Origin of the sequence: Alicyclobacillus hesperidum (assembly GCF_900107035.1) — a bacterium.
Taxonomy (GTDB): Bacteria; Bacillota; Bacilli; order Alicyclobacillales; family Alicyclobacillaceae; genus Alicyclobacillus; species Alicyclobacillus hesperidum.
This window is the reverse complement of sequence record NZ_FNOJ01000008.1, coordinates 50,784-70,189: the sequence shown is the minus strand read 5'-3', so window position 1 is coordinate 70,189 and position 19,406 is coordinate 50,784. Positions and strand designations below refer to the sequence as shown.

At 55.0% G+C, this 19,406-nt stretch carries 18 protein-coding genes; 10 read left to right on the top strand and 8 right to left on the bottom strand.

The window, feature by feature from the left end:
• On the top strand, window positions 1–1,380 hold a 1,380-nt coding region (locus BLU70_RS14750), incomplete at its 5' end, for a glucosaminidase domain-containing protein (RefSeq protein WP_244885146.1).
• A gap of 31 nt (window positions 1,381–1,411) precedes the next feature.
• On the opposite strand, the gene BLU70_RS07845 is transcribed toward BLU70_RS14750, so the two are convergent.
• Entirely contained in the window at window positions 1,412–2,308 is an 897-nt protein-coding gene (locus tag BLU70_RS07845) for an SDR family oxidoreductase (protein ID WP_006447812.1), read from the bottom strand.
• A gap of 240 nt (window positions 2,309–2,548) precedes the next feature.
• Window positions 2,549–5,758: an MMPL/RND family transporter gene (locus BLU70_RS07840; RefSeq protein WP_083341208.1), complete on the bottom strand. Its 3,210-nt coding sequence runs from the start codon at window positions 5,756–5,758 to the stop codon at window positions 2,549–2,551.
• A gap of 268 nt (window positions 5,759–6,026) precedes the next feature.
• On the opposite strand from BLU70_RS07840, the gene BLU70_RS07835 reads away from it, so the two are divergent.
• From BLU70_RS07835 to BLU70_RS07810, 6 genes are all read left to right on the top strand, one after another.
• A complete protein-coding gene (locus tag BLU70_RS07835; protein WP_420865894.1) occupies window positions 6,027–6,500 on the top strand; it encodes a CcdC family protein in 474 nt (157 codons plus the stop codon).
• 33 nt (window positions 6,501–6,533) lie between these two features.
• Complete coding sequence (locus BLU70_RS07830; protein ID WP_176780860.1) at window positions 6,534–7,742, top strand: D-alanyl-D-alanine carboxypeptidase family protein; 1,209 nt, start codon at window positions 6,534–6,536, stop codon at window positions 7,740–7,742.
• A gap of 109 nt (window positions 7,743–7,851) precedes the next feature.
• Entirely contained in the window at window positions 7,852–10,515 is a 2,664-nt protein-coding gene (locus tag BLU70_RS07825) for a transglycosylase domain-containing protein (RefSeq protein ID WP_244885154.1), read from the top strand.
• 156 nt (window positions 10,516–10,671) lie between these two features.
• The gene (locus BLU70_RS07820; protein WP_244885145.1) at window positions 10,672–11,118 is read left to right on the top strand and encodes a MerR family transcriptional regulator; all 447 of its coding nucleotides are present in this window, start codon (window positions 10,672–10,674) and stop codon (window positions 11,116–11,118) included.
• Between the two features lie 27 nt (window positions 11,119–11,145).
• Complete coding sequence (locus BLU70_RS07815; protein WP_244885153.1) at window positions 11,146–12,864, top strand: MFS transporter; 1,719 nt, start codon at window positions 11,146–11,148, stop codon at window positions 12,862–12,864.
• A gap of 134 nt (window positions 12,865–12,998) precedes the next feature.
• Window positions 12,999–14,375, top strand: a complete 1,377-nt coding sequence (locus tag BLU70_RS07810; protein WP_074693101.1) for a sugar phosphate nucleotidyltransferase — start codon at window positions 12,999–13,001, stop codon at window positions 14,373–14,375.
• Between the two features lie 29 nt (window positions 14,376–14,404).
• On the opposite strand, the gene BLU70_RS07805 is transcribed toward BLU70_RS07810, so the two are convergent.
• From BLU70_RS07805 to BLU70_RS07790, 4 genes are all read right to left on the bottom strand, one after another.
• Window positions 14,405–14,734 carry a thioredoxin family protein gene (locus tag BLU70_RS07805; RefSeq protein WP_074693098.1) on the bottom strand — a complete coding sequence of 110 codons (330 nt, stop codon included), beginning with the start codon at window positions 14,732–14,734 and terminating at the stop codon, window positions 14,405–14,407.
• Between the two features lie 321 nt (window positions 14,735–15,055).
• Entirely contained in the window at window positions 15,056–15,823 is a 768-nt protein-coding gene (locus BLU70_RS07800) for a hypothetical protein (protein WP_074693096.1), read from the bottom strand.
• Window positions 15,824–15,882: 59 nt separating this feature from the next.
• Window positions 15,883–16,602, bottom strand: a complete 720-nt coding sequence (locus BLU70_RS07795; RefSeq protein ID WP_244885144.1) for an ABC transporter ATP-binding protein — start codon at window positions 16,600–16,602, stop codon at window positions 15,883–15,885.
• Complete coding sequence (locus BLU70_RS07790) at window positions 16,599–16,994, bottom strand: GntR family transcriptional regulator (protein WP_074693093.1); 396 nt, start codon at window positions 16,992–16,994, stop codon at window positions 16,599–16,601. The genes BLU70_RS07795 and BLU70_RS07790 overlap by 4 nt, the downstream gene beginning before the upstream one ends.
• Before the next feature lie 158 nt (window positions 16,995–17,152).
• Here BLU70_RS07790 and BLU70_RS07785 point away from each other — a divergent pair, with 158 nt between their 5' ends.
• Together BLU70_RS07785 and BLU70_RS07780 are read left to right on the top strand one after the other, a co-directional pair.
• Complete coding sequence (locus tag BLU70_RS07785; protein WP_074693090.1) at window positions 17,153–17,401, top strand: hypothetical protein; 249 nt, start codon at window positions 17,153–17,155, stop codon at window positions 17,399–17,401.
• Between the two features lie 19 nt (window positions 17,402–17,420).
• Complete coding sequence (locus tag BLU70_RS07780) at window positions 17,421–17,669, top strand: hypothetical protein (protein ID WP_074693087.1); 249 nt, start codon at window positions 17,421–17,423, stop codon at window positions 17,667–17,669.
• A 60-nt stretch (window positions 17,670–17,729) separates the two neighbouring features.
• Here the strand turns inward: BLU70_RS07780 and BLU70_RS07775 are convergent, their stop codons facing one another.
• Complete coding sequence (locus BLU70_RS07775; protein ID WP_074693084.1) at window positions 17,730–18,002, bottom strand: hypothetical protein; 273 nt, start codon at window positions 18,000–18,002, stop codon at window positions 17,730–17,732.
• A gap of 164 nt (window positions 18,003–18,166) precedes the next feature.
• Between BLU70_RS07775 and BLU70_RS07770 the strand changes: the two genes are divergently transcribed.
• A complete protein-coding gene (locus BLU70_RS07770; RefSeq protein WP_040290400.1) occupies window positions 18,167–18,553 on the top strand; it encodes a toprim domain-containing protein in 387 nt (128 codons plus the stop codon).
• Between the two features lie 70 nt (window positions 18,554–18,623).
• Here BLU70_RS07770 and map read toward each other — a convergent pair whose 3' ends face one another.
• Window positions 18,624–19,385 carry a type I methionyl aminopeptidase gene (gene map / locus BLU70_RS07765; RefSeq protein WP_074693081.1) on the bottom strand — a complete coding sequence of 254 codons (762 nt, stop codon included), beginning with the start codon at window positions 19,383–19,385 and terminating at the stop codon, window positions 18,624–18,626.
• Window positions 19,386–19,406 lie beyond the last annotated feature (21 nt).

Here is a 19,406-nt window from a genome sequence, read left to right as displayed (position 1 = left end):
AACAGCACCGGGAACACGACAGGCAACAGCACCGGGAACACGACGGGCAACAGTACCGGGAACACGACGGGCAACAGCACGGGCAATTCGAGTGGAAGCGGCACGAGCGGCTCGACGGGTGCCAATCTGTCGTTTACCAATGTGGACCTTCGTTTTCCGGCGCCCGCCAACATCAATACATCAAGTATCAATTCATACTTACTTGCGAATGACTCACCCCTCAATGGGTTGGGTGCCTCGTTTATGGACGCCCAAAACACGTACGGCGTAGACGCCAATTATCTCGTTTCTCACGCCATTCTCGAGAGTTACTGGGGACAAAGTCAAATTGCACTCGCAAAGAACAATCTGTTTGGATACGGCGCATACGATTCAAATCCCGGTAATGACGCGGGTATGTTCCCGAGTGACGATTACGCAATCCGCTTTGAAGCGTGGGAGGTCCGCAATAACTACCTCAATCCCGGAGGCAGCGAGTACGTTTCACCGACGTTGACAGGAATGAATGTCAACTACGCGACGGACAAGCAATGGGCTGCGGGCATTGGTAGCCTGATGACGCAATTTGCAAGTTCGGTTGGTTCGAGTGTGAGCGCCTATAAGCAATACTCGCCACAGAATGTGGCGCCGACCCCGAAAAGTAGTACGGAACCCGTCTTTTACATGAACGGAGCCACAGGCGTCATTCAGTCTGATAGTTATTACCAGAACGGTGGGGTGCCGTACTTCCCTTCCATGGCTGCCGGCATGAATCAACAATTCTTCGGGCCGTTGCAAAACGGTAGCGCAGGTCAGCCTGTTGCAGAAGTGCAAAAGTACCTGAATCAGACGATTGGAGCGGGATTGCAGATCGACGGTCAATATGGTCCGCTTACCGAGGCAGCGGTCAAGAAGTTTGAGTCGCAGGTCATGCATATGACGAATCCCGATGGCATCTGGAGCTATGCGATGTGGACGACATACATCCAGCCCAATCAATCCAACGCCAATTTGATTCCGTCTGGCACCCAGGTGCAGATTGATCAGATTGAACAAGGTATGGCGGGTCCGTATGTGATGCCTTGGTATCATATTGTGAATTATGGTTGGGTCGATTCGCAGTATGTGAAATTTACAAATGTATATCGCGTCGAGGTGACGAACCCGGCGGGTACGGCCACTTCCATTCCCGTCTACCAGGTGGGGAATTTGAGCAAAGTGCTCGTCACACTGCACAGTGGTGACTTTGTTGTGGCATCGTCGGCACAACCGTCAGGCGGTGTTTATACCATTCAAATTGCCGCGCAGACGCCAGCCGTCAGCAACGGCTTGGCGCCTGACACGCTCCTGACTGGCGTTATTCCGGCCAACGGCACGGTGACGCTCGTACCACAATCGTAATGCACATCTGACGGCGGCTGGCGTCCGGAATTCAACCGTTGACGATCTGGCCGCCGTTTATATGCAGCACCTGACCGCTCATATACGAAGAATCACTGCTCGCCAAATATACATATGCCGGCGCCAGTTCCGCAGGCTGCCCGGCGCGGCCTAACGGTGTGTCACTCCCGAATTGCGCCACCTGATTGGCCTCGAAAGTCGACGGAATCAAGGGCGTCCAAATCGGGCCGGGAGCTACCGCATTGACGCGTATCCCCTGCTTGGCAAGAGACTTCGCTAAAGACCTCGTCAAGGTAACAATGGCCCCTTTTGTTGCAGAATAGTCAATTAACGTCTCGTTTCCTGCATAGGCCGTGATCGAAGTTGTGTTAATGATGCACGAACCTTGTTGCAGATGTGGAAGTGCCGCTTGGATCATGTAGAAATACCCAAAGACATTTGTGGAGAATGTCCGTTGCAGTTGGTCTGGTGTAATGTCGAGGATGCTGTTTTGCGGGTGTTGCTCGGCGGCATTGTTGATCAAAATATCTATTTTCCCGAATTTCTGGATCACCTGAGCAACCGCCTGTTTACACAAATCTGCGTTAGCGACGTCGATCGGCAAAGTGATGGCTTTGCGGCCATATTGACCGATGCAGGTGGAGGTCTCCTCGGCATCTTCGTGTTCATTGTAGTACACGATTGCGATGTCGGCGCCCTCCTTGGCAAACGCGATCGCGATCGCCCGGCCGATACCGCTGTCACCGCCGGTAATGATGGCGACTTTGTCCTGTAGCTTTTGGCTGCCTCGGTAATTCGGGTCGTCGAAAAATGGGCGTGGGTTCATCTCCGACTCGAGCCCGGGTTGCTGATTTTGGTGTTGAGGTGGAAACGACGTTGGGAACGTCGGGGTGTGACCGGGTTGTACAGTTGTTGTGTTCGTGGGCATTGGATCGCCTCCTTGAGTTCGACAGAACGTTTTTATCCATCATCTAGAGTGGGTGTGGGAGGAAAAAAGTATGCGAACGGCGTGGCTGGCTTGCGGTACAATCGGAAGTTGGTTTCTTAGTCATAGGGCTTTTGTGCGAGGGACGGCACATCAATGTCCCGGGATGGGTCTGTTGTGTGCAAGCGAAATGAAAGAGGAAAGCGCATAAAGGGCGAGGTGGCAACCCCGCCCTTTATGCTTCTAATCGACAATCGGATCCGGTTGTCCATGGAGTGTGCGTTCTTCTCTACTCGTTCGTATGAATGGCCAAAAATGAGCTTTGCCTACAATCGCCGTTGCTGCCGGGACGAAGAAGGCCAAAACAATCAGCGCGTACATCGCGAGTCCAATGATGACCGACAAGCCAATTTCAACGAGTGTCGTCACGCCTGATACCGACATCGATCCGAACGTGCCTGCCATGATGGCGGCTGCCGAAAAGACGACATTGCCCATCTGCCGCATAGCCCGCCACATCGCGCTACGGATGTTGAGTTCTGGATGGTTTTGCATTTCCTCATCAAACCGCGACATGAGGAAGATGGAGTAATCGACGCCCAGAGCAATGAGTAGCAACAATGCAAAGAAGGGGACGGTCCAACTGATTCCGGATTTGCCCATGATGTGAATGGCCACGTATTGCAAGATGGCCATCGTCACGTAATACGTTCCTGTCAGTGAAATGATCACGTACAACGGCGCCAGAAGCGACCGTAGCATGAGCACGAGAAGAATGAAGATGGCCGCGAGAATCATCCCCATCATGCGCGTGAAGTCGCTACCCGATAACTGGTTGAGCGCCGCTTGCGTCGGCGTTGTGCCGGTATAGCCGAGTTCTCCGGTATGAATCGGGCTCGCCGTAAATGCGGCCTGTGCCTGCGCCTCAAGCCGCGGCATCTGCTGGATTGCGGTCATCGAATATGGATCTGTTTTCAGGGTCACGCGAATGTCGGCCGTGTGTCCGTTTGGCGAGATGTAGCTGTTCATGGACTGCTGTAAACCCGCGTTTGATCGCAGTGCAGACGCAGGCACATAAAAGCCTGGATTGCCCGTCTGTGTGGCATGGCTCGTTTGGTGTAAGGCGTTCTTGACGGTACCCACTCCGTTTGCCAACTTGACCAGTGCATTGTGCAACTGATTTTCGCCTTGTCCTGCACCTTGCATACCTGCTGCAAATTGTTGTGCCCCGGCAGTCCATTGCGACAAGCCGCTATGCAGTTGAACGCTTGCGCCACTCAGCTTCTCCAGGCCCGTTGCAAGGCGAGCCGTTCCGCTTGCCAACTGTCCCGATCCTGTGGTCACAAGTTCGCTTGCATCAGCCAAGTGGTGGCCGCCTGCAGCAATAGCTTGCAAACCTTTTTCCACACTGCCGGCACCTTCCGACAGCTTGGCTAGACCTGTGGCAAGCTGACCTGCTCCTCCGGCAAGCTTGGTCGAAGCCGCGCTCGCCGCCTGGCTCCCTGCAGCTGTGGCTTCTGCAAGCTGCTCAATTTGTTGCCATGAGGGATCCGCAGCATCACTAGGATGTGCTTTTGCCCAATTGGCGAGGGCGTTTGCCAATTCGCTTGACACTTGTGCTTGCTGGCTTAGGCCTTGCTGCAACTTTGCAGTGCCGCTCGCTAGTTGTTTCGCAGCGCTCGAGCTTCGGGCGATCCCGCTGGCAACCTGTTGACCGCCTGTAGCGAGTTTCGTCGCCGCTCTATCTAGTGCCTTGCTACCTGATGCAAGTGATCCTGAGCCGTTTGCCAAGCGTTGTGCTCCTTCGGCTAATTGGTTGCTTGCCGTCCCAGCTTGTTGTAGCCCACTGTACAGCTGATTCTCACCAGTTGCGAGCGCTCTTGCGCCGCTGGCCAACTTGGTCGCCGCGCCCGCCGCCTGATTCGCGCTTTGGCTACCAACGCTAGACGCGATGTGATGCAACCCCTCCTGAACCTGACCTAGGCCGCTCGCCGCGAGTTGGTTCTGTTGTGCCAGTTGAAATTGCGAGATCACTTTGCCGACTGGCCGTGTGGCGCTGTCGACTTCCGCAACAAATGGCAGCTTAGCGACTGAGGACGAAATGTTTTCGATGGTCGCAAGGCCTTGTGGGGAACGTAGGTCATCTGGCGTGTGCACGACGATGTCCATCGGCAGGACTTTGCCTGCGCCAAACGCCTTGGACACAATTTGAAAGCCCACGACCGATGGAGCATTCGGAATGTCCGATGTTGGATCGAACGTTCTTTGGTCGGTAAACGTCATTGCTATAGGCGCCAAGACGACAGCGACAGCGGCAAGCGTCCACCACGGGTGACGGAGTGACAGGCCGCCTGTCGCGCTCCAAATACGCGACGGCTTGTGACTGGCTGCCGTGATCGATTTGCGTGGCCAGAACACGAATCGTCCCAGGCACAGCATCAGTGCCGGCAGGAAGGTCAGGCATGCGGCGAGCGTGATGGCAATCCCGACGGCAACGCCGACGCCAGATTTGAACAGGCCGAAACGGGCGAAGTAGAGTGTGGCAAACGACATAAAGACGGTCAATGCGCTGAACACGACCGTTTTGCCGATGCCTTTTATGGCAGCCGCCAGAGCATCGACAGGGGCAAGGCCACGGCTCGCTTCCTCGCGGAAGCGGTTCATGACGATGATGCTGTAATCAGTACCAGCGCCAAAGATGATGGCAATGAGGAACGTGTCTGTAAAAGTCGACACTGGCAGGCCGACGTTGGCCAATGCCGCGACGACGTTGGTCGTCAAAAGATAGGAAAGGCCGATGGAAAGCAGAGTTAAGAAGGGGGCGACGACGGATCGGAAGACCACAAGAAGAATGATGAGCACAAGCGCCACAGTCACGCCCGCGGTTTTTGACGCCCCGTTCATGGAAATGTTGATATTGTCATTTTCAATGGGGGTGTCGCCGGTAAACAAGATCCTTGCGTCGGCAGGCTTTTCAGAAAATGCCTGTTTGACGTGAGCGAGCGCGGCGTTGGTCGACTTGGCGACGTCCGTACCGGGGAAGCCGATGCTCGCGATTTCGACCGTGCCGTCGCCACTAAAGTATTGCTTTTGGACGGAGGCGCTCGCGTTGTATGCGCCGGAGACCGATTTGACGCCGTACTCTGTCTTGTGTTTGGCGATTTGCTGCAATTCGAGCGCAAACCACGACTTGTCTTGGTCGGTTAGACCTTTCGGGTTGTAGATGGCCACGACGGCGCTACTGCCGACGCTCGCTTTCGGATTGACCTGCTTAAGCCAGTTGCTAGCGACGACGACGCTCGTCGAGTTCGGCAGGAGTTCCGTGTTGCGGTGCGCAACGACGCTGTTGAGTTGTGGCAGCAAGGCGTGAGCTGCGGCAACAACAGCCACCCAGATGGCGATTACGAGGTAGCGGTAGCGCTGGAGTAGACGTGCATACCGTTGAGACACCATGTCGACCTCCGTTAGCCGGCGTGAAATTTGGAACGCTGTCATGTAGTTTAGCAAGCAAAATAAGCTTTGCAAACTGTGTCCCAGTTGGTAAGCGGCGACTTCACTCCTTCGAATTGCCAGGCATTTGTCGCAGTTTTGTAGAACAGCGTTCAAGAACGTGTTGAGAAATTGATGGTATACTCTCTCGTAGTTTCTATTCTGATTTGCTGCAACGAGCTTGCAGCGATTCCAAGAAGGCGAGGGGGAGAGTGTGAATCACAACCAGGCTATGACGCTCATTGGGACTGCTGTTGCGGTGGTTTTTGCACTGACGGTGATTTTCGTGCGGCTACGTGCCGGGAAACGCCCCACCAACGCACGCAAAATTCTCATTCCACCAGTGGCGATGAGCACAGGGTTTTTGATGTACGTGTTTCCATTCACGCGCGAACCCGTTCTCTATGCTTTAGCCGCCATGTGTGCCGGTTGCTTGTTCAGCTATCCGCTGATTGCGACGTCGCACTTTTATGTCGGAGAGGACGGCATATATCTGAAGCGATCGCGCGCGTTTATCTATATTTTGTTGGGGCTTTTGGTGGTACGTATCGCGCTCCACAGCCTTGTCGAGAACTATGTGGACGTGTATCAGACCGGTTCGCTGTTTTTCTGCTTAGCGTTTGGCATGCTTGTGCCATGGCGGATTGCCATGTATGTGCGCTATCGTCGGTTGGTGAACCAACAGGTCGAGCACGCCATGTCGTGAAGCGAGTGATATCGCGTATTTCGTATTAGGAGGATGTTTGTGCGTAGTATCCGCGGAATTGTGATAACCGTCGTGATCGTCCTAATCATCATTGCCATCCCAGTCGTGCAACTGGTGCGACCAGTGCCAAAGCCTGCTGCCAACGTGCTCGCTGCGCTGCCGGCCAAGGTCGCGGGACCTGCGCCAAAGATTCAGTGGCCGACGCAGGGACAAGCTGCTCTCGAAGCGGTTGGCGTTGGCAGCTTTGGCAGCTCCGGTGTGCAGGCATCTGTACCCATCGCCAGCGTGACCAAGGTGATGACGGCTTACCTCGTGTTGCAGAAGCACCCTCTTCAACTCGGCCAGCAGGGCCCGTCCATCACGGTGACGCCAGCCGACGTGAAGACATATGTGCAGGATAAAGCCTTGGGCGAATCCGTGGTGAAGGTGGCCGCTGGTGAGCAATTGACCGAGTATCAGGCGCTAGAAGGGCTTTTGTTGCCGTCGGGCAACAACGTCGGTTCCTTGCTTGCCAAATGGTGTGACGGTTCACAGGCGGCGTTCGTCAAAGAGATGAACGAGACGGCCGCAAAGATGGGCATGAAAAATACTCACTACGCGGATCCGACCGGCTATTCGCCGGCGAGCCAAAGCGATGCCGTGGATCAGATGAAGCTATTTGCGAAAGCGATGGAAAACCCAGTATTCCGGCAAATTGTCGGTGAACCGCAGGCGGTATTGCCGGTTGCTGGACTCGTTTACAACGTCGATTCGCAGGTGGGGCATGGCACCATCATTGGTGGAAAAACAGGCAGTACCCTTGAGGCGGGCGGTTGCTTCGTCTTTGCCGCGCAGAAGACGGTGGCGGGACAGAACGTCTTAATTGTCGGCGCCGTATTAGGGCAAAAAGGGTCACAGGAGCTAGATGAGGCTTTGTCGGCGAGCGTGCGGATTGCGCAAGATGCGCAGAAGGCGTTGCGACCTGTGAACCTCTTGCAAGCTGGTGCACAGGTAGGTACGCTGAATGCGGCCTGGACACAGCCGGCCTCCCTGACGGCCGCGCAATCCGTGCAAGCCATTGGCTTTGGCGGTATGCCTATCTCGCAGTCGTTTAAGACCCGCACATTGTCTGATGCCATTCCCGCGAATGCGGTGGTTGGCACGTTGAATGTCACGGTCGGCAGCCAACAGCTCAGCGTCCCTGTCCGAACGAGTGCGGCGATTGCCAAACCCAAGCTGACCTGGCGACTCAAGAGGCTATAAGCGAGGGCGCTCGTCGGGTTCCCACGTTCGGGAATAGGCAAGAAACGATATCTTTTGGCATACAGATTGAGAGCTGTCGGGACGCAGATTGGACACAGAACCATTGGAGGTGTCGTCGTTGGTCCGTCGATGGATCTCGATTGTCACAGCGTCTGTCATCCTCATTATCGTGTTGCTAGGCGCTGGTTTCTATTTGGCGGTGCGGATGACGCCGTTTCAGCCAAGCGTTCTCGAGGAAGTGCACCAGCCTTCCATTGTTTATGCGGAGGATGGTAGCCGGCTGATGTCGCTTGGTTCGCCCAACACAGATTTGACGTACGACCAGATACCGAAAGATATGCAGGACGCGATTGTCGCTACCGAAGACCACACGTTTTGGACGAACTCCGGAATTGACATTCGTTCCATCTTTCGTTCGTTGTTCGTCGATCTCTCCTCGGGAAGTTTGGCACAAGGGGCCAGTACAATTCCCGAGCAGTTGGCGAAAATCACATACTTGACCGATCAAAAGACGTTTTCGCGCAAGTTTAAGCAGATTGCGCTCGGTTTGCAAATCGAGCGCAACTTCACGAAGCAAGAAATCCTGGCGATGTACTTGAATCGCATTCCGCTGGGCGAAAGTACTGTCGGCATTGAACAAGCGGCTTTGCGCTACTTTGGCATCGATTTAAAAAAGGAGCCAAACAAGCTGACGTTGGCAGACGCGGCCCTGCTCGCCGGCCTGCCACAGGCTCCAAGCGCGTACGATCCGCTGCAACATCCGAAGGCTGCTCTCGATCGGCGCAACCAGGTGTTGCAGAACATGGTTCATTACGGCTACATCACAGAAGCACAAGCGCAGGCAGCAGCCAAGCAACCGCTCGACGTATCGTTTCACTCGTTCCCAGGCGATGGCTGGAGTAGCGATCCACTCCTGACCAATTTCTTGTTGGACTATCTTAATCGCCATGGCATCCCTCCTAGCGAAGTGATGCAGGGCGGGCTCAAGATTTACACGACGATCGATCCGGCCGTACAAAACGCGATTAACGAAGTGTTCTGGAGTGGCAAGTACGATTCAGACTTCCCCGGGGCGACGACAGGAACCGTGGTCGAAGGTGCAGCTGTGTTTGTCGATCCAAAGACGGGCGGCATTTTGGGTGCAGCCGGATCGCGCAAACAAGGATATGTGCCGCTCGGGTTGGATCGGGTCTACCAGGCAAGTTCACCTGGTTCATCCATCAAGCCGATTATGGATTATGCCCCGGCATTGCAGACGGGGAACTGGACGTACACATCGATTTTGGATAACCAACCGCAGGATTTTGGCGATGGCTATGAGCCACAAAACTGGGAGGTCGGCGGGCCGACGCGAGTGACGTTGCAATATGGCCTCGAATGGTCGCAAAATGTCGCATCCGTCTGGCTTTTACAGCAGATTGGCATCAGCACCGGCGCAAACATGGCAAAAGCGGATGGCATTCCGCTGACGAGCAAGGATTATGAGCATCTTGGCATTGCGATTGGCGGTCTTATAAACGGTGTCACACCGATGGAGATGGCTGGCGCGTATACTGCGTTCGATAACAACGGCATTCATTCAAAGCCATATCTGATCAACCGGATTGTCAACGCGCAGGGAGGCATCATCTATCACGAAGGTCCGCAGCAAAACCAGGTGATGAGCGCACAAACGGCGGCGGACATGACGCGTCTGATGCAGGATGTCGTCGATTTTGGCACGGGTCAGTCGGCTAAACTTCCCGGCTGGGGCGTGGCCGGTAAGACGGGAACGGTGCAGTATGACAGCGGGCTCGTTGGATCCCATCCGAACTGGGTTCGCGACGGTTGGTTTGATGGGTATACGCCGACATTGGTTGGCAGCATCCACATTGGTTACGACGAGTCCAACGACGAGTACCACATGACGATGTCACCCGTTGATCCTTCAGCCAATGCGGCTCAGATCTTCCACGACATCATTGCGCTTGCCCTGCAGAACGAACAGGCGCAGCAGTTCCCGGAAGGGCCTTATCCGTACATCACGGGTACGGCAGAGGGAGTGAATTACGTCGGTTCGACGACACCGACAAAGAACTCGACGCCGACGAACAGCATCTCAGGTCTGCACGCGACGTATAACGCCGCGAACAACACGGTTTCGCTCAGTTGGTCCGGCAGCTTTTCATCACCGGTGACCTATGTCGTCACGCGCGTGTCGACGAGCAGCTCCGACGAGACGGTTCCGGTTGGCCAGACGACATCCACGAGTCTGACAGACAGTTCCGTGCAACCCGGTGAGTCGTACGTTTACACGGTGCAAGCGACGAGCGAGCAGTCCGGGCTGGATATCGGGCAACCCGTGTCTGTCGCAGTTTCGACAGGAGCGGGTCAGTCGGCAGGACCGGGGAATCAGGCCAATGGCATTGGCCCGGGCAATGCGACGGGTTCCGTGATGGGAAACGGGACGGTAAACAATACGACAGGCAACTCCGTTACATCGGACAACGGAACCAACACGGCCGGCGGAGGTGGGGTCGGCCCGGGTACCAATAACACGGCCAACACTTCAACGCCCACACCGGCTGCCCCGCCTGTCCCGCCAACACCACCCGGGCACCTGAACGGGGGACCGGGTCATGGTAAAGGCGTTGGTGGTGCATTGGGGAGTAACGTTGTGGGCGGAGCAGGTTACGCGTCGAATACGAGTAACGGCACCGTTCAGACAAATCATGTGAGCTTGGCAAACGGGGCCACGCAGACAAACGAAGCTGGCAGTGGAAACGGCACGTAATCCAACGCGATCGCGCGAATCCATCGATCACGATAACGAAGGCGGGGCATAGGCTCCCGCCTTTTGTTTTCGCTAAAACAAACCCTTACGTTGACGTTTGGTTTTCATAGGTATAGCATGGATCGGGTGAATGCGTGTTCGGAAAGGGGGATGGCAATGGGTAAGGCGTGGTCGGTGGAGGCGGTTGCCGGGAGGCTGGGCATTACGACTCGAACGCTGCACTACTACGAGGAAGTGGGTCTTATTCCGCCTGTGCAGCGCACACCAGGAGGCCATCGCGTGTATGACGAGGCGACCATTGCTCGGTTGGAACAAATCTTGCGCTTGCGCGACGTGTTGGGCTACACCTTGCAAGAAATTCGCGAGGTTATGGACGTCGAAGATGTGCTTCAAGGTTACCGTGTGCAACTGGAAGCTGGTGTGAAGCCGGAAGTCCGCATGGATATCTTGGAACATTCCATTCAACTTTTAGAGACAGTCGTTGCCCATATCGACGAAAAGGTTGAGCGGCTCGAGACCATGCGGCAGCGCTACCGCGAACGTTTGGCGAGGATTGAACAAAAACTCGCGAAACATCGCAACGAGGTCGACGAGGGTGAATGATGCGGGAGGAATGTTACATTGCAACAAGTGGATACAGCGCGATCGCGCGATGTGTACAAGTGGATTGCGCTTTCGAATACGACGCTGGGCGTGCTGATGGCTTCGATTAATGGGACGATTTTAATCATCGCATTGCCGGTAATCTTCTCCGGCCTTTCGGTCAATCCACTGCAAGGTGGGCAAACGGGGTTACTTTTGTGGGTGTTGCTGGGATTTAATGTTGCGACTACGGTGCTCCTCGTGACGTTTGGCCGATTGTCGGATATGTTTGGCCGCGTTCGGTTGTATAACCTGGGGTTCTTGGTTTTCACCATCGGCTCCATACTCTGTGCGCTGACGTGGAGTAAGGGCATGGCCGGGGAGATCGAGCTGATTATATTCCGCGTCATTCAAGGGATTGGCGGGGCGTTTTTGTTCTCGAACAGCGCCGCGATTTTGACGGATGCGTTTCCAGCCAATCAGCGAGGCCTGGCGCTTGGACTCAACCAGATTGCATCGGTGGCCGGCAGTGTCGTCGGGCTGGTCGTCGGTGGATTTTTGGCGTCGACAGGTAACTGGCGATACGTGTTTTTGGTCAATGTCCCCATCGGTATCGCAGGAACCATCTGGGCTTATGTCGCGTTGCGCGAAGTCACCGCACCACAGCGTGGTGAACATTTGGACGTGACAGGGAACTTGACCCTTGCGCTTGGCGTCCTTGGTATCATGCTTGGGCTCACATACGGCATCATGCCCTACGGTGGTCATGCGATGGGCTGGCGCTCGCCTTTTGTCCTTGCCTGCTTGGCCGTCGGTCTCGCCATGCTCATTGTCTTTGCGGTGGTCGAGCAACGCGTCAAACAACCGTTGTTTCACCTCGGACTGTTCCGCATCCGGGCATTTACATTTGGCAATATCGCGCTGTTTGCAGGAGCTTTGGCACGCGGTGGGCTCAGCTTTATGCTCATCATTTGGCTTCAGGGCATCTTTTTGCCGTTGCATGGCGTATCGTACGAAAATACACCGCTTATCGCAGGGCTCTACACACTGCCGCAAATCGTCGGCTTTCTTGCTGCCGGACCTATCAGCGGCTATCTTTCCGATCGATTTGGCGCCAAGGCTTTTGCGACGGGTGGGCTTATCGTCAGCGCTATTGGCTTCGTTTTGCTGGCGACCTTGCCCGTCAACTTCAACCATTGGCTATTTTGGATATACATTTTCATTGTCGGCGTCGGCATGGGCTTATTTTCGTCGCCCAATAGCGCGGCCATCATGAGTTCTGTCCCAGCTCGTTATCGCGGTGCGGCGTCGGGTATGCGATCCACCTTTATGAACGCCGGGCAGATGATGAGCATGGGCATCTTTTTCTCCATCGTCATTGCAGGCTTGTCTTCGCAGTTGCCATCGGCGCTCGCCTCAGGCCTCTCGGCGCATGACGTGCCGATGCACGCAGCCGATACGGTTGCCAGTTTGCCGCCGACATCGTCCTTGTTTGCCGCGTTGCTTGGCTATAATCCGCTGCAGACCTTGCTTGGTCCTTCTGGCCTAAATATCTTGCACGTGTTGCCGCACAGCCAAGCGGTCTTGCTCACCGGCAAACAGTTCTTTCCGAGTCTGATTTCCGATCCGTTTCACACCGGGTTGGCCATGGCGTTTTACATTTCCGCAGCTCTCATGGTGATTGGTGCCATCGCATCAGCGGCGCGCGGCAAGCACGCTGTTCATCTCGATACGCCACCGTCTGGGCAGACCAACATGGCCAAGTAAACCAGGCAAGGGGATGGACGTACAAATCGATGTCTTTTATAGTCATCATGGGAACTTTGTGGACAGCGCCCGACTGTGCGAGTATCTCGCGGCCGGGCGATGTGCGTTCAGACTTCGGTGGGAGAGTGTTGACGATGAGACTGGTGATGTTGAGTGGAGGGTCAGGTAAGCGGTTATGGCCGATGTCCAACGACGTCCGCTCAAAGCAATTTCTGCGCGTTTTGCCATCGCCAACTGGAGCCGGGCTCGAGTCGATGTTGCAGCGAGTTTGGCGACAGATTGGAGACTGTGGGCTCGCTCCCAACCAGGTGTATGTATGCGCGTCAAAAGTGCAGACGGAGATCATTCATGCACAAATTGGGGAGATTGGCGTGATCGAGGAGCCGGAGCGTAGAGATACGTTTGCGGCGATCTCGCTGTCCATCCTCTACCTCGTCGACCGTTGCGGCATGGCACCGGACGAGCCGGTCGCCGTATGCCCGGTTGATCACTTCGTCGATGACCACTACTTTCAGGAGATTCAGCGCCTTGGTACGATACTCAAGGAAAGCGGTGCAGACATGGCTTTGATGGGCGTACAGCCCACGGAGCCCACGAGCAAGTTTGGCTATATCGTGCCTTTGGCAACGAGTGCTAATGGTCTCTTGCGGGTGCGCCGTTTCGTCGAAAAGCCGGCGCTCGAGGCTGCAGAGCGATTGATTCAGGAGGGTGCCCTTTGGAACTGCGGCGTCTTCTGCTTCTTGCCACAAACCCTGCTTGCACTGCTAAAAGCGCGTGGCCTGCCCACGACTTATGAGCACGCCTGCGAGGATTTTCATGCCTTTCCGAAACGCAGTTTCGATTACGAAGTCGTCGAGCAGTTGCAGTCGATTGTCGTCCATCCGTACCGCGGTATGTGGTCTGATCTCGGCACGTGGTCATCGCTGTCTGAACAAATGGAAAGTGAAGGTGTCGGTCAGGCTATTTTAGCCCAATGCGAAGGGACGCACGTGGTCAATGAACTCGGCATTCCTGTGGTCGCACTCGGTTTGCGAGACATGGTGGTCGTCGCGACACCCGACGGGATACTCGCGGCGGACAAGCAGATGTCCGCGTCGCTTAAAGAGGTCGTGGGGCCGATTCAGAATCGGCCGATGTTTGAAGAACGGTTGTGGGGGACTTACCGCGTGATCGACTATCAGAAGCTGGCCGATCATACGGAAGTCCTGACCAAGTGTATCGATCTTCACGCGGGGCGCAACCTGAGTTATCATCGCCACGCCTGGCGCGAAGAGATTTGGACCGTGATTCAAGGCGAGGGCGAGGTCATCCTCGATGGGCGCTGGCACCGGGTTCGCGCGGGCGATGTCGTTCGCGTCGACCAGGGCACGTGGCATGCGATTCGGACGCGTTCGGGCATGCAGTTCATCGAGGTGCAAAGAGGGAGTCAATTGGTGGAAGAGGATATCGAACGCAAGTACCTGACGTGGCACGAGATGGTGGCAGCCATGCCGGGGATTCCGCTGTCGTAAGCCGTCGGGGAGGCGCGCACGGCATCGGCCTAGGGGCGTGTATCGCTGCCGAGAAAGTGCGCAATCCGTTCTACCAATTCGGCGACGCCGGAGAACGCGTATTGGACGCTCGCCACTTTTCCTTGGGCCAAATAGACAAGGGCGGGAACGCTGGAGATCTGCCAGGCTTGTAGCGTGTCGGGGACGAAGTTGGCGTCGACTTCAAAGATGGGGATGTCGCGTTGCAGGGCGGCGACTACTTCAAGCATGCGCCGCGCGACTTTGCAGGTGCCGCACAGAGGAGTGTGTAGAAACACGAGACTCTGTGGCGGAAGCTTAGACAACTGTGTGTCATCGAGAGAGATGAGTTGTGTGAACACGGTGGATCCTCCTCCAGTTCGGCTGACGGCTGTCCATCTAGACATTTGCCCGCACGATGATGCCTCCTTTCAGCATTGTATGGCAGTGTGCCGCAGCGCACAAACAAGTTTCAGGAGGGAGCACATATGTACGGCGTATTTGGTGGGTACACGCGTTGGGCAGTGGTGTTTCTGATCATCTTCGTCCTGTTCTTCTTGCTTGTCCCTGCATATACGACGACCTGCACGACAACGCCTGTCGTCTGAGTCAGTTCAATAAAGAGAAGTCGCAAAGGGGCAAGTCGAAGCCGCCTCGGCCACGGGGCGGCTTTGTCGTGGATATCAAAGATCCGTTTGACGCTCCAAAAAATAAGCGGCAAGACAGGTGAGCAAGGCGGCTAGGATCCAACTTGCAACCAAGTCGATAACCAGATGTACCATCTGCTCGGTCGTCATGAAGCCATGCCCAAGACCGATGAGTCTCCCCATGTGCCAATGTGGGTGATGGCTGCTCCAAACCACCCAACCCATCACCCAGGCTATCCAGACGACGGGCAAAGCGGGGCGCCAGCGGGATTGCCGGATGGTGCCGAACACGAGCCCTAATGAGGATGTGAGTGGACAGAGACAAAGTACAAACAGGGTCCATCTGAAGCCGTCTACCAGAAACGACAGTGCACTCGGCCAATCGAGGCTGCGTGTGCTTAGGAAACTGGTATAAAAGCCGAGAATGGTAACTGCTACAAACGTCCACGAACTGACACGGGCAGCCTTTCCGACTGCAGCCAAGCATTTGGCCAGGGCCAATTGGATTCTAGGAAGTGGCAAGGTCAGCCACCAACCGACCGTGTTTTGACGCCACTCGTTCAGCACAAGTGACATGGCAAAGCCAAACGAAATGATGGGAATGTAATACGAGATGGCCCATACGGGACCGATAGTGGATAATGTAATGGTGTGCTGTGTACTCTCGTAGGTTGCCAGAACTATCAATGCCAAAACGACCGCAACTCCGTATCCCATTTGCCACCGACGACCTGGTTTACCAGCGTTGGTTAAGCGGCGCATGTCGCGAGCGACGAGTAAAGCAAAACCTGTTTCGGATGACAACGCAATTCCCCCTATGAAATGCGCAATCGTAGTGATTGTGTAACGGCAAACGAAGGGCTTTACGTGTACAAGGACCGCATCATTCGCTCCAGCGAGCCGTGCTGCGCCCGCAAGTCGTCTGCATTGCCACTTAGAAGCAGTTCACCTCGATTTAAAAACACGGCATGATCAAACAACGGTTCAGCCTCATGCAACTCGTGTGTACTGACGAGCATGGTCACCTCGCGCCGGCTCATTTGATGGATCAGACATTCGATAATTCGCTCGCGCGACAGCAGGTCAATGCCGGAAAATGGCTCGTCGAGAATCATGAGTGGTACATCGCGGGCAACGCAGACCATGATCATGAGTCGAGCCTCTTGCCCGCGCGACATACCAGCCACCTTCATACCCAGAGGAATTTCCATGATATCAGCGAGATTGAGGGCGACGTCCCGGGAAAAGCCCGGTAGCAGCCGCTCGGCATAGCGAAATGCATCGCGAACCGTATCTCCGCCGTACCAGCGAGCGCGATCAGGCAGGTATGCGATGTGGCGGTTTGTTTGCCAACTCGGCTTTCTTCCAAGTACCGCGAGGTGTCCACTATCTGGTTGGGTGAGGCCCATCAGTAGGCGAAACAACGTCGATTTACCGGAACCGTTAGGCCCAAGAATCCCGATGGAACACCCTTGTGGCAGGGATAACGAGAGGTTGTGCAGGGCTTGTGACTGTCCGTACCGTTTGCTGACCTGGCGGCATTCCACTGCAAAGGTGGTTTCGTGGTGCAGGGCTGGTGTCAAAGGCTCTCATCCCTTTCTTCGTCTTGTATGAGCCGAAAGATTTCCTGTCCTGAATACCCTAAATCGTTCATTTTCTGAAGGAATTCCCGGACGGCAACAGCGGCGAGTTTGCTGCGCAACTGTTCAATCTGTTCTTGCGACGATGTGATAAACGTACCCTGACCTCTTCTGGTTTCGGTAAGGCCACTGCGTTCCATTTCTTGATACGCGTGCATGACGGTGTTTGGCGTGACATGCAAGGCCTGTGCCAATTCCCGAACTGACGGTATCTTGGCGCCGCGTTCAATTTCGCCTTTGACGACGGAACTCTGAAATTGTTGAACAATCTGCTCGTAAATTGGCTGACTGAAGTCGATGCGAAAACGCAGGGAGCCCACTCGTCGCTCTTCCAAAACGTCATCACTCCCTGGAACGCGAAGTGTATCATGTGATATGGGTGTATCATAACATGTGATACACTTGTGTCAAGTGATGCACTGCGACTGTCCGCATGGGTACAGGCGTGCCGCGCATACACTGGCGTAAGATGTGCATCGATAGGAGGTCGCCTATGCCTTCGTTTATCGCGTTTGGCATGATCAATCAAAACACGCCACAGCAAAATGCCGGAATCTTTGTCGGTGAAGGGAATATCGGTGGCTGGGACGCCAACATGAAGCTGGCACAAGGGCATGGCGGTACCTATGGGGCATTCAATGCGTATCCGATCCAGCTGAATGTACTGTTTGACAACTTTGAAGGGATTGACGGGGCGATTAACGATCCCGATGTAAAGCCGGAACTGTCCGCAAACGCATAGTCGTTAGGAGGCCTAAGGAATGCCATCGGTCATTTTGGTTGGCGTGTTTAACACGAATACGCCTCAGCAGAACGCCGGCAGTTTTTTTGGGGAATATAACGTAGGCGGCTGGGACGCCAACATGAAGCTCTGTCAAGGCCACGGTGGATTATACGGATTTTTTAACTGGCATCCAGCTCAGGTAAACATAAACTTTGATAATTTCGAGCTGATCGATGGTGCCATCAACGACGCGGATCTGAAACCTTCGGCTTCTGCCAATGTGTAATGGCGAAAGAGGAATGGCTGCAGGCAGGACGTTCGTTCCTGGTCTGCAGCCAACTCTCCATTAAAACATGAACGGCCATCTGGTTGCGGGCATAGCTCCCTGAGGGGCTTGCTGCATATAGCCGGGGTTGAGTGCGTAGGGCGACATGTAGCTGGGATAACCGTAACCGGGCGTCATGCGGCCGCCCATAGGCGGATCGACAACACCTGCTCGCCCTGGTTGACCGCCCCAGCCGCCATTGCGCGAAAAACCCCGTGCCGCGCCAAGACCGCCAAAGATGAGAAACAACGGAAGAAAGCAGTGCTCTGCATCAACAGCGTTCCGATGGGCCATCAAGAGTCCTCCTTTTTGTACATCGTATGCCGCACGTGCGAATACGGCTGGACGATTCTCCATGAATGGCCGGCTGTCGAGAGATTCCGAACGTGCTATGATGAGGGTGGCACCACGGTTTGCAGTTGGCTTGAGTGTTTGCAGATGGAAGGAAGTTGAACACGATGCGTACACCGGCGACTTCGCGCAAAGTGATCATTGTGGAAGGCAAGACGGATAGATCAAGGATTCTCAAGGTCCTTCGAGAAGAAGTCGAGGTGGTATGCACGAAGGGCACACTCAGTTACGAGCAGGTTGAAAACGAGATTGTGCCGCTACAGCAAGACGAGGTCTATATTTTGGTAGATGCCGACTCAGCTGGGAACCGCTTGCGCAAACAGCTTAAACGCGAATTGCCAAATGCCGTGGATCTGTACACGCGCAAGTCTTACCGAGAGGTTGCGCGGACGCCTCTTGAGCATTTGGCGAAGATTTTATCCGATGCCCATTTTGCCATAGACGAAAGCCTTTTACAGACAGGCCCTTGGAAAGGGGAACACATCGCAAGGTGATAACCCAGTTTTCACCGCAACGCCGGGACAGCCCTTGCCGAGGCTGTCCCGGCGCGCTTGAAAGAGTCTGTCATTCTGCCTGTTCTGTGATGATTTCGGGACCGTGTTCACTCATGACCAGAGTGTGCTCGTATTGTGCGCTCCATTTGCCATCTTCGGTGCGCGCTGTCCAACCGTCGTCATCCAGTTTGCAGGCATATGTGCCGACGTTGACCATCGGCTCAATGGTAAATGCCATGCCTTTACGAATGCGCGCGCCTCTGTGCGGTGGTCCGAAATGGAGCACTTCTGGGCTCTCATGCATCTGGCGGCCGATGCCATGTCCGATGTAGTCGCGAACGACAGAAAACCCTTGCGCTTCCACATAGGTCTGAATCGCGTGGCCAATGTCCGAAATGTGATTGTCGATCTGCGCCGCTTCGATCCCGACATATAAAGCCCGTTTCGTCACATCGAGCAAACGGCGAGCTTCTTCGCTAATTTCACCCACCGCATAACTCCATGCCGAGTCGGCGTGCAACCCTTTGTGGAGGGCAACCATATCGACGGTGACAATATCGCCCTCTTGAAGTACATAGTCACTCGGGAAGCCGTGGCAAACAACGTCGTTGACCGATGTACAGGCGGCAAACGGATAACCGCGATAGCCCTTTTGAGCAGGCTCCATGTTGTGTTTCCGAATGAATGATTCCACAAAGGCGTCGATTTCCAGCGTCGTGACTCCCGGTTTCACTTTTGCGCGAAGGGCCTCATGGCACGCGGCGACGACTTTCCCGGCCTCTTTCATCAACGCAATTTCATGTCTGCTTTTAAGCACGATCACGCCTTGCATCTCCTATCTCAGTTGTCCATC

Excerpts from the sequence above, each read along its gene's own strand:
- BLU70_RS07845 (WP_006447812.1), bottom strand. The coding sequence starts at position 2,308 with ATGCCCACGAACACAACAACTGTACAACCCGGTCACACCCCGACGTTC.
- BLU70_RS07840 (WP_083341208.1), bottom strand. The coding sequence starts at position 5,758 with ATGGTGTCTCAACGGTATGCACGTCTACTCCAGCGCTACCGCTACCTC.
- BLU70_RS07835 (WP_420865894.1), top strand. The coding sequence starts at position 6,027 with ATGACGCTCATTGGGACTGCTGTTGCGGTGGTTTTTGCACTGACGGTG.
- BLU70_RS07830 (WP_176780860.1), top strand. The coding sequence starts at position 6,534 with ATGTTTGTGCGTAGTATCCGCGGAATTGTGATAACCGTCGTGATCGTC.
- BLU70_RS07820 (WP_244885145.1), top strand. The coding sequence starts at position 10,672 with ATGGGTAAGGCGTGGTCGGTGGAGGCGGTTGCCGGGAGGCTGGGCATT.
- BLU70_RS07810 (WP_074693101.1), top strand. The coding sequence starts at position 12,999 with ATGAGACTGGTGATGTTGAGTGGAGGGTCAGGTAAGCGGTTATGGCCG.
- BLU70_RS07785 (WP_074693090.1), top strand. The coding sequence starts at position 17,153 with ATGCCTTCGTTTATCGCGTTTGGCATGATCAATCAAAACACGCCACAG.
- BLU70_RS07780 (WP_074693087.1), top strand. The coding sequence starts at position 17,421 with ATGCCATCGGTCATTTTGGTTGGCGTGTTTAACACGAATACGCCTCAG.
- BLU70_RS07775 (WP_074693084.1), bottom strand. The coding sequence starts at position 18,002 with ATGGCCCATCGGAACGCTGTTGATGCAGAGCACTGCTTTCTTCCGTTG.
- BLU70_RS07770 (WP_040290400.1), top strand. The coding sequence starts at position 18,167 with ATGCGTACACCGGCGACTTCGCGCAAAGTGATCATTGTGGAAGGCAAG.
- map (WP_074693081.1), bottom strand. The coding sequence starts at position 19,385 with ATGCAAGGCGTGATCGTGCTTAAAAGCAGACATGAAATTGCGTTGATG.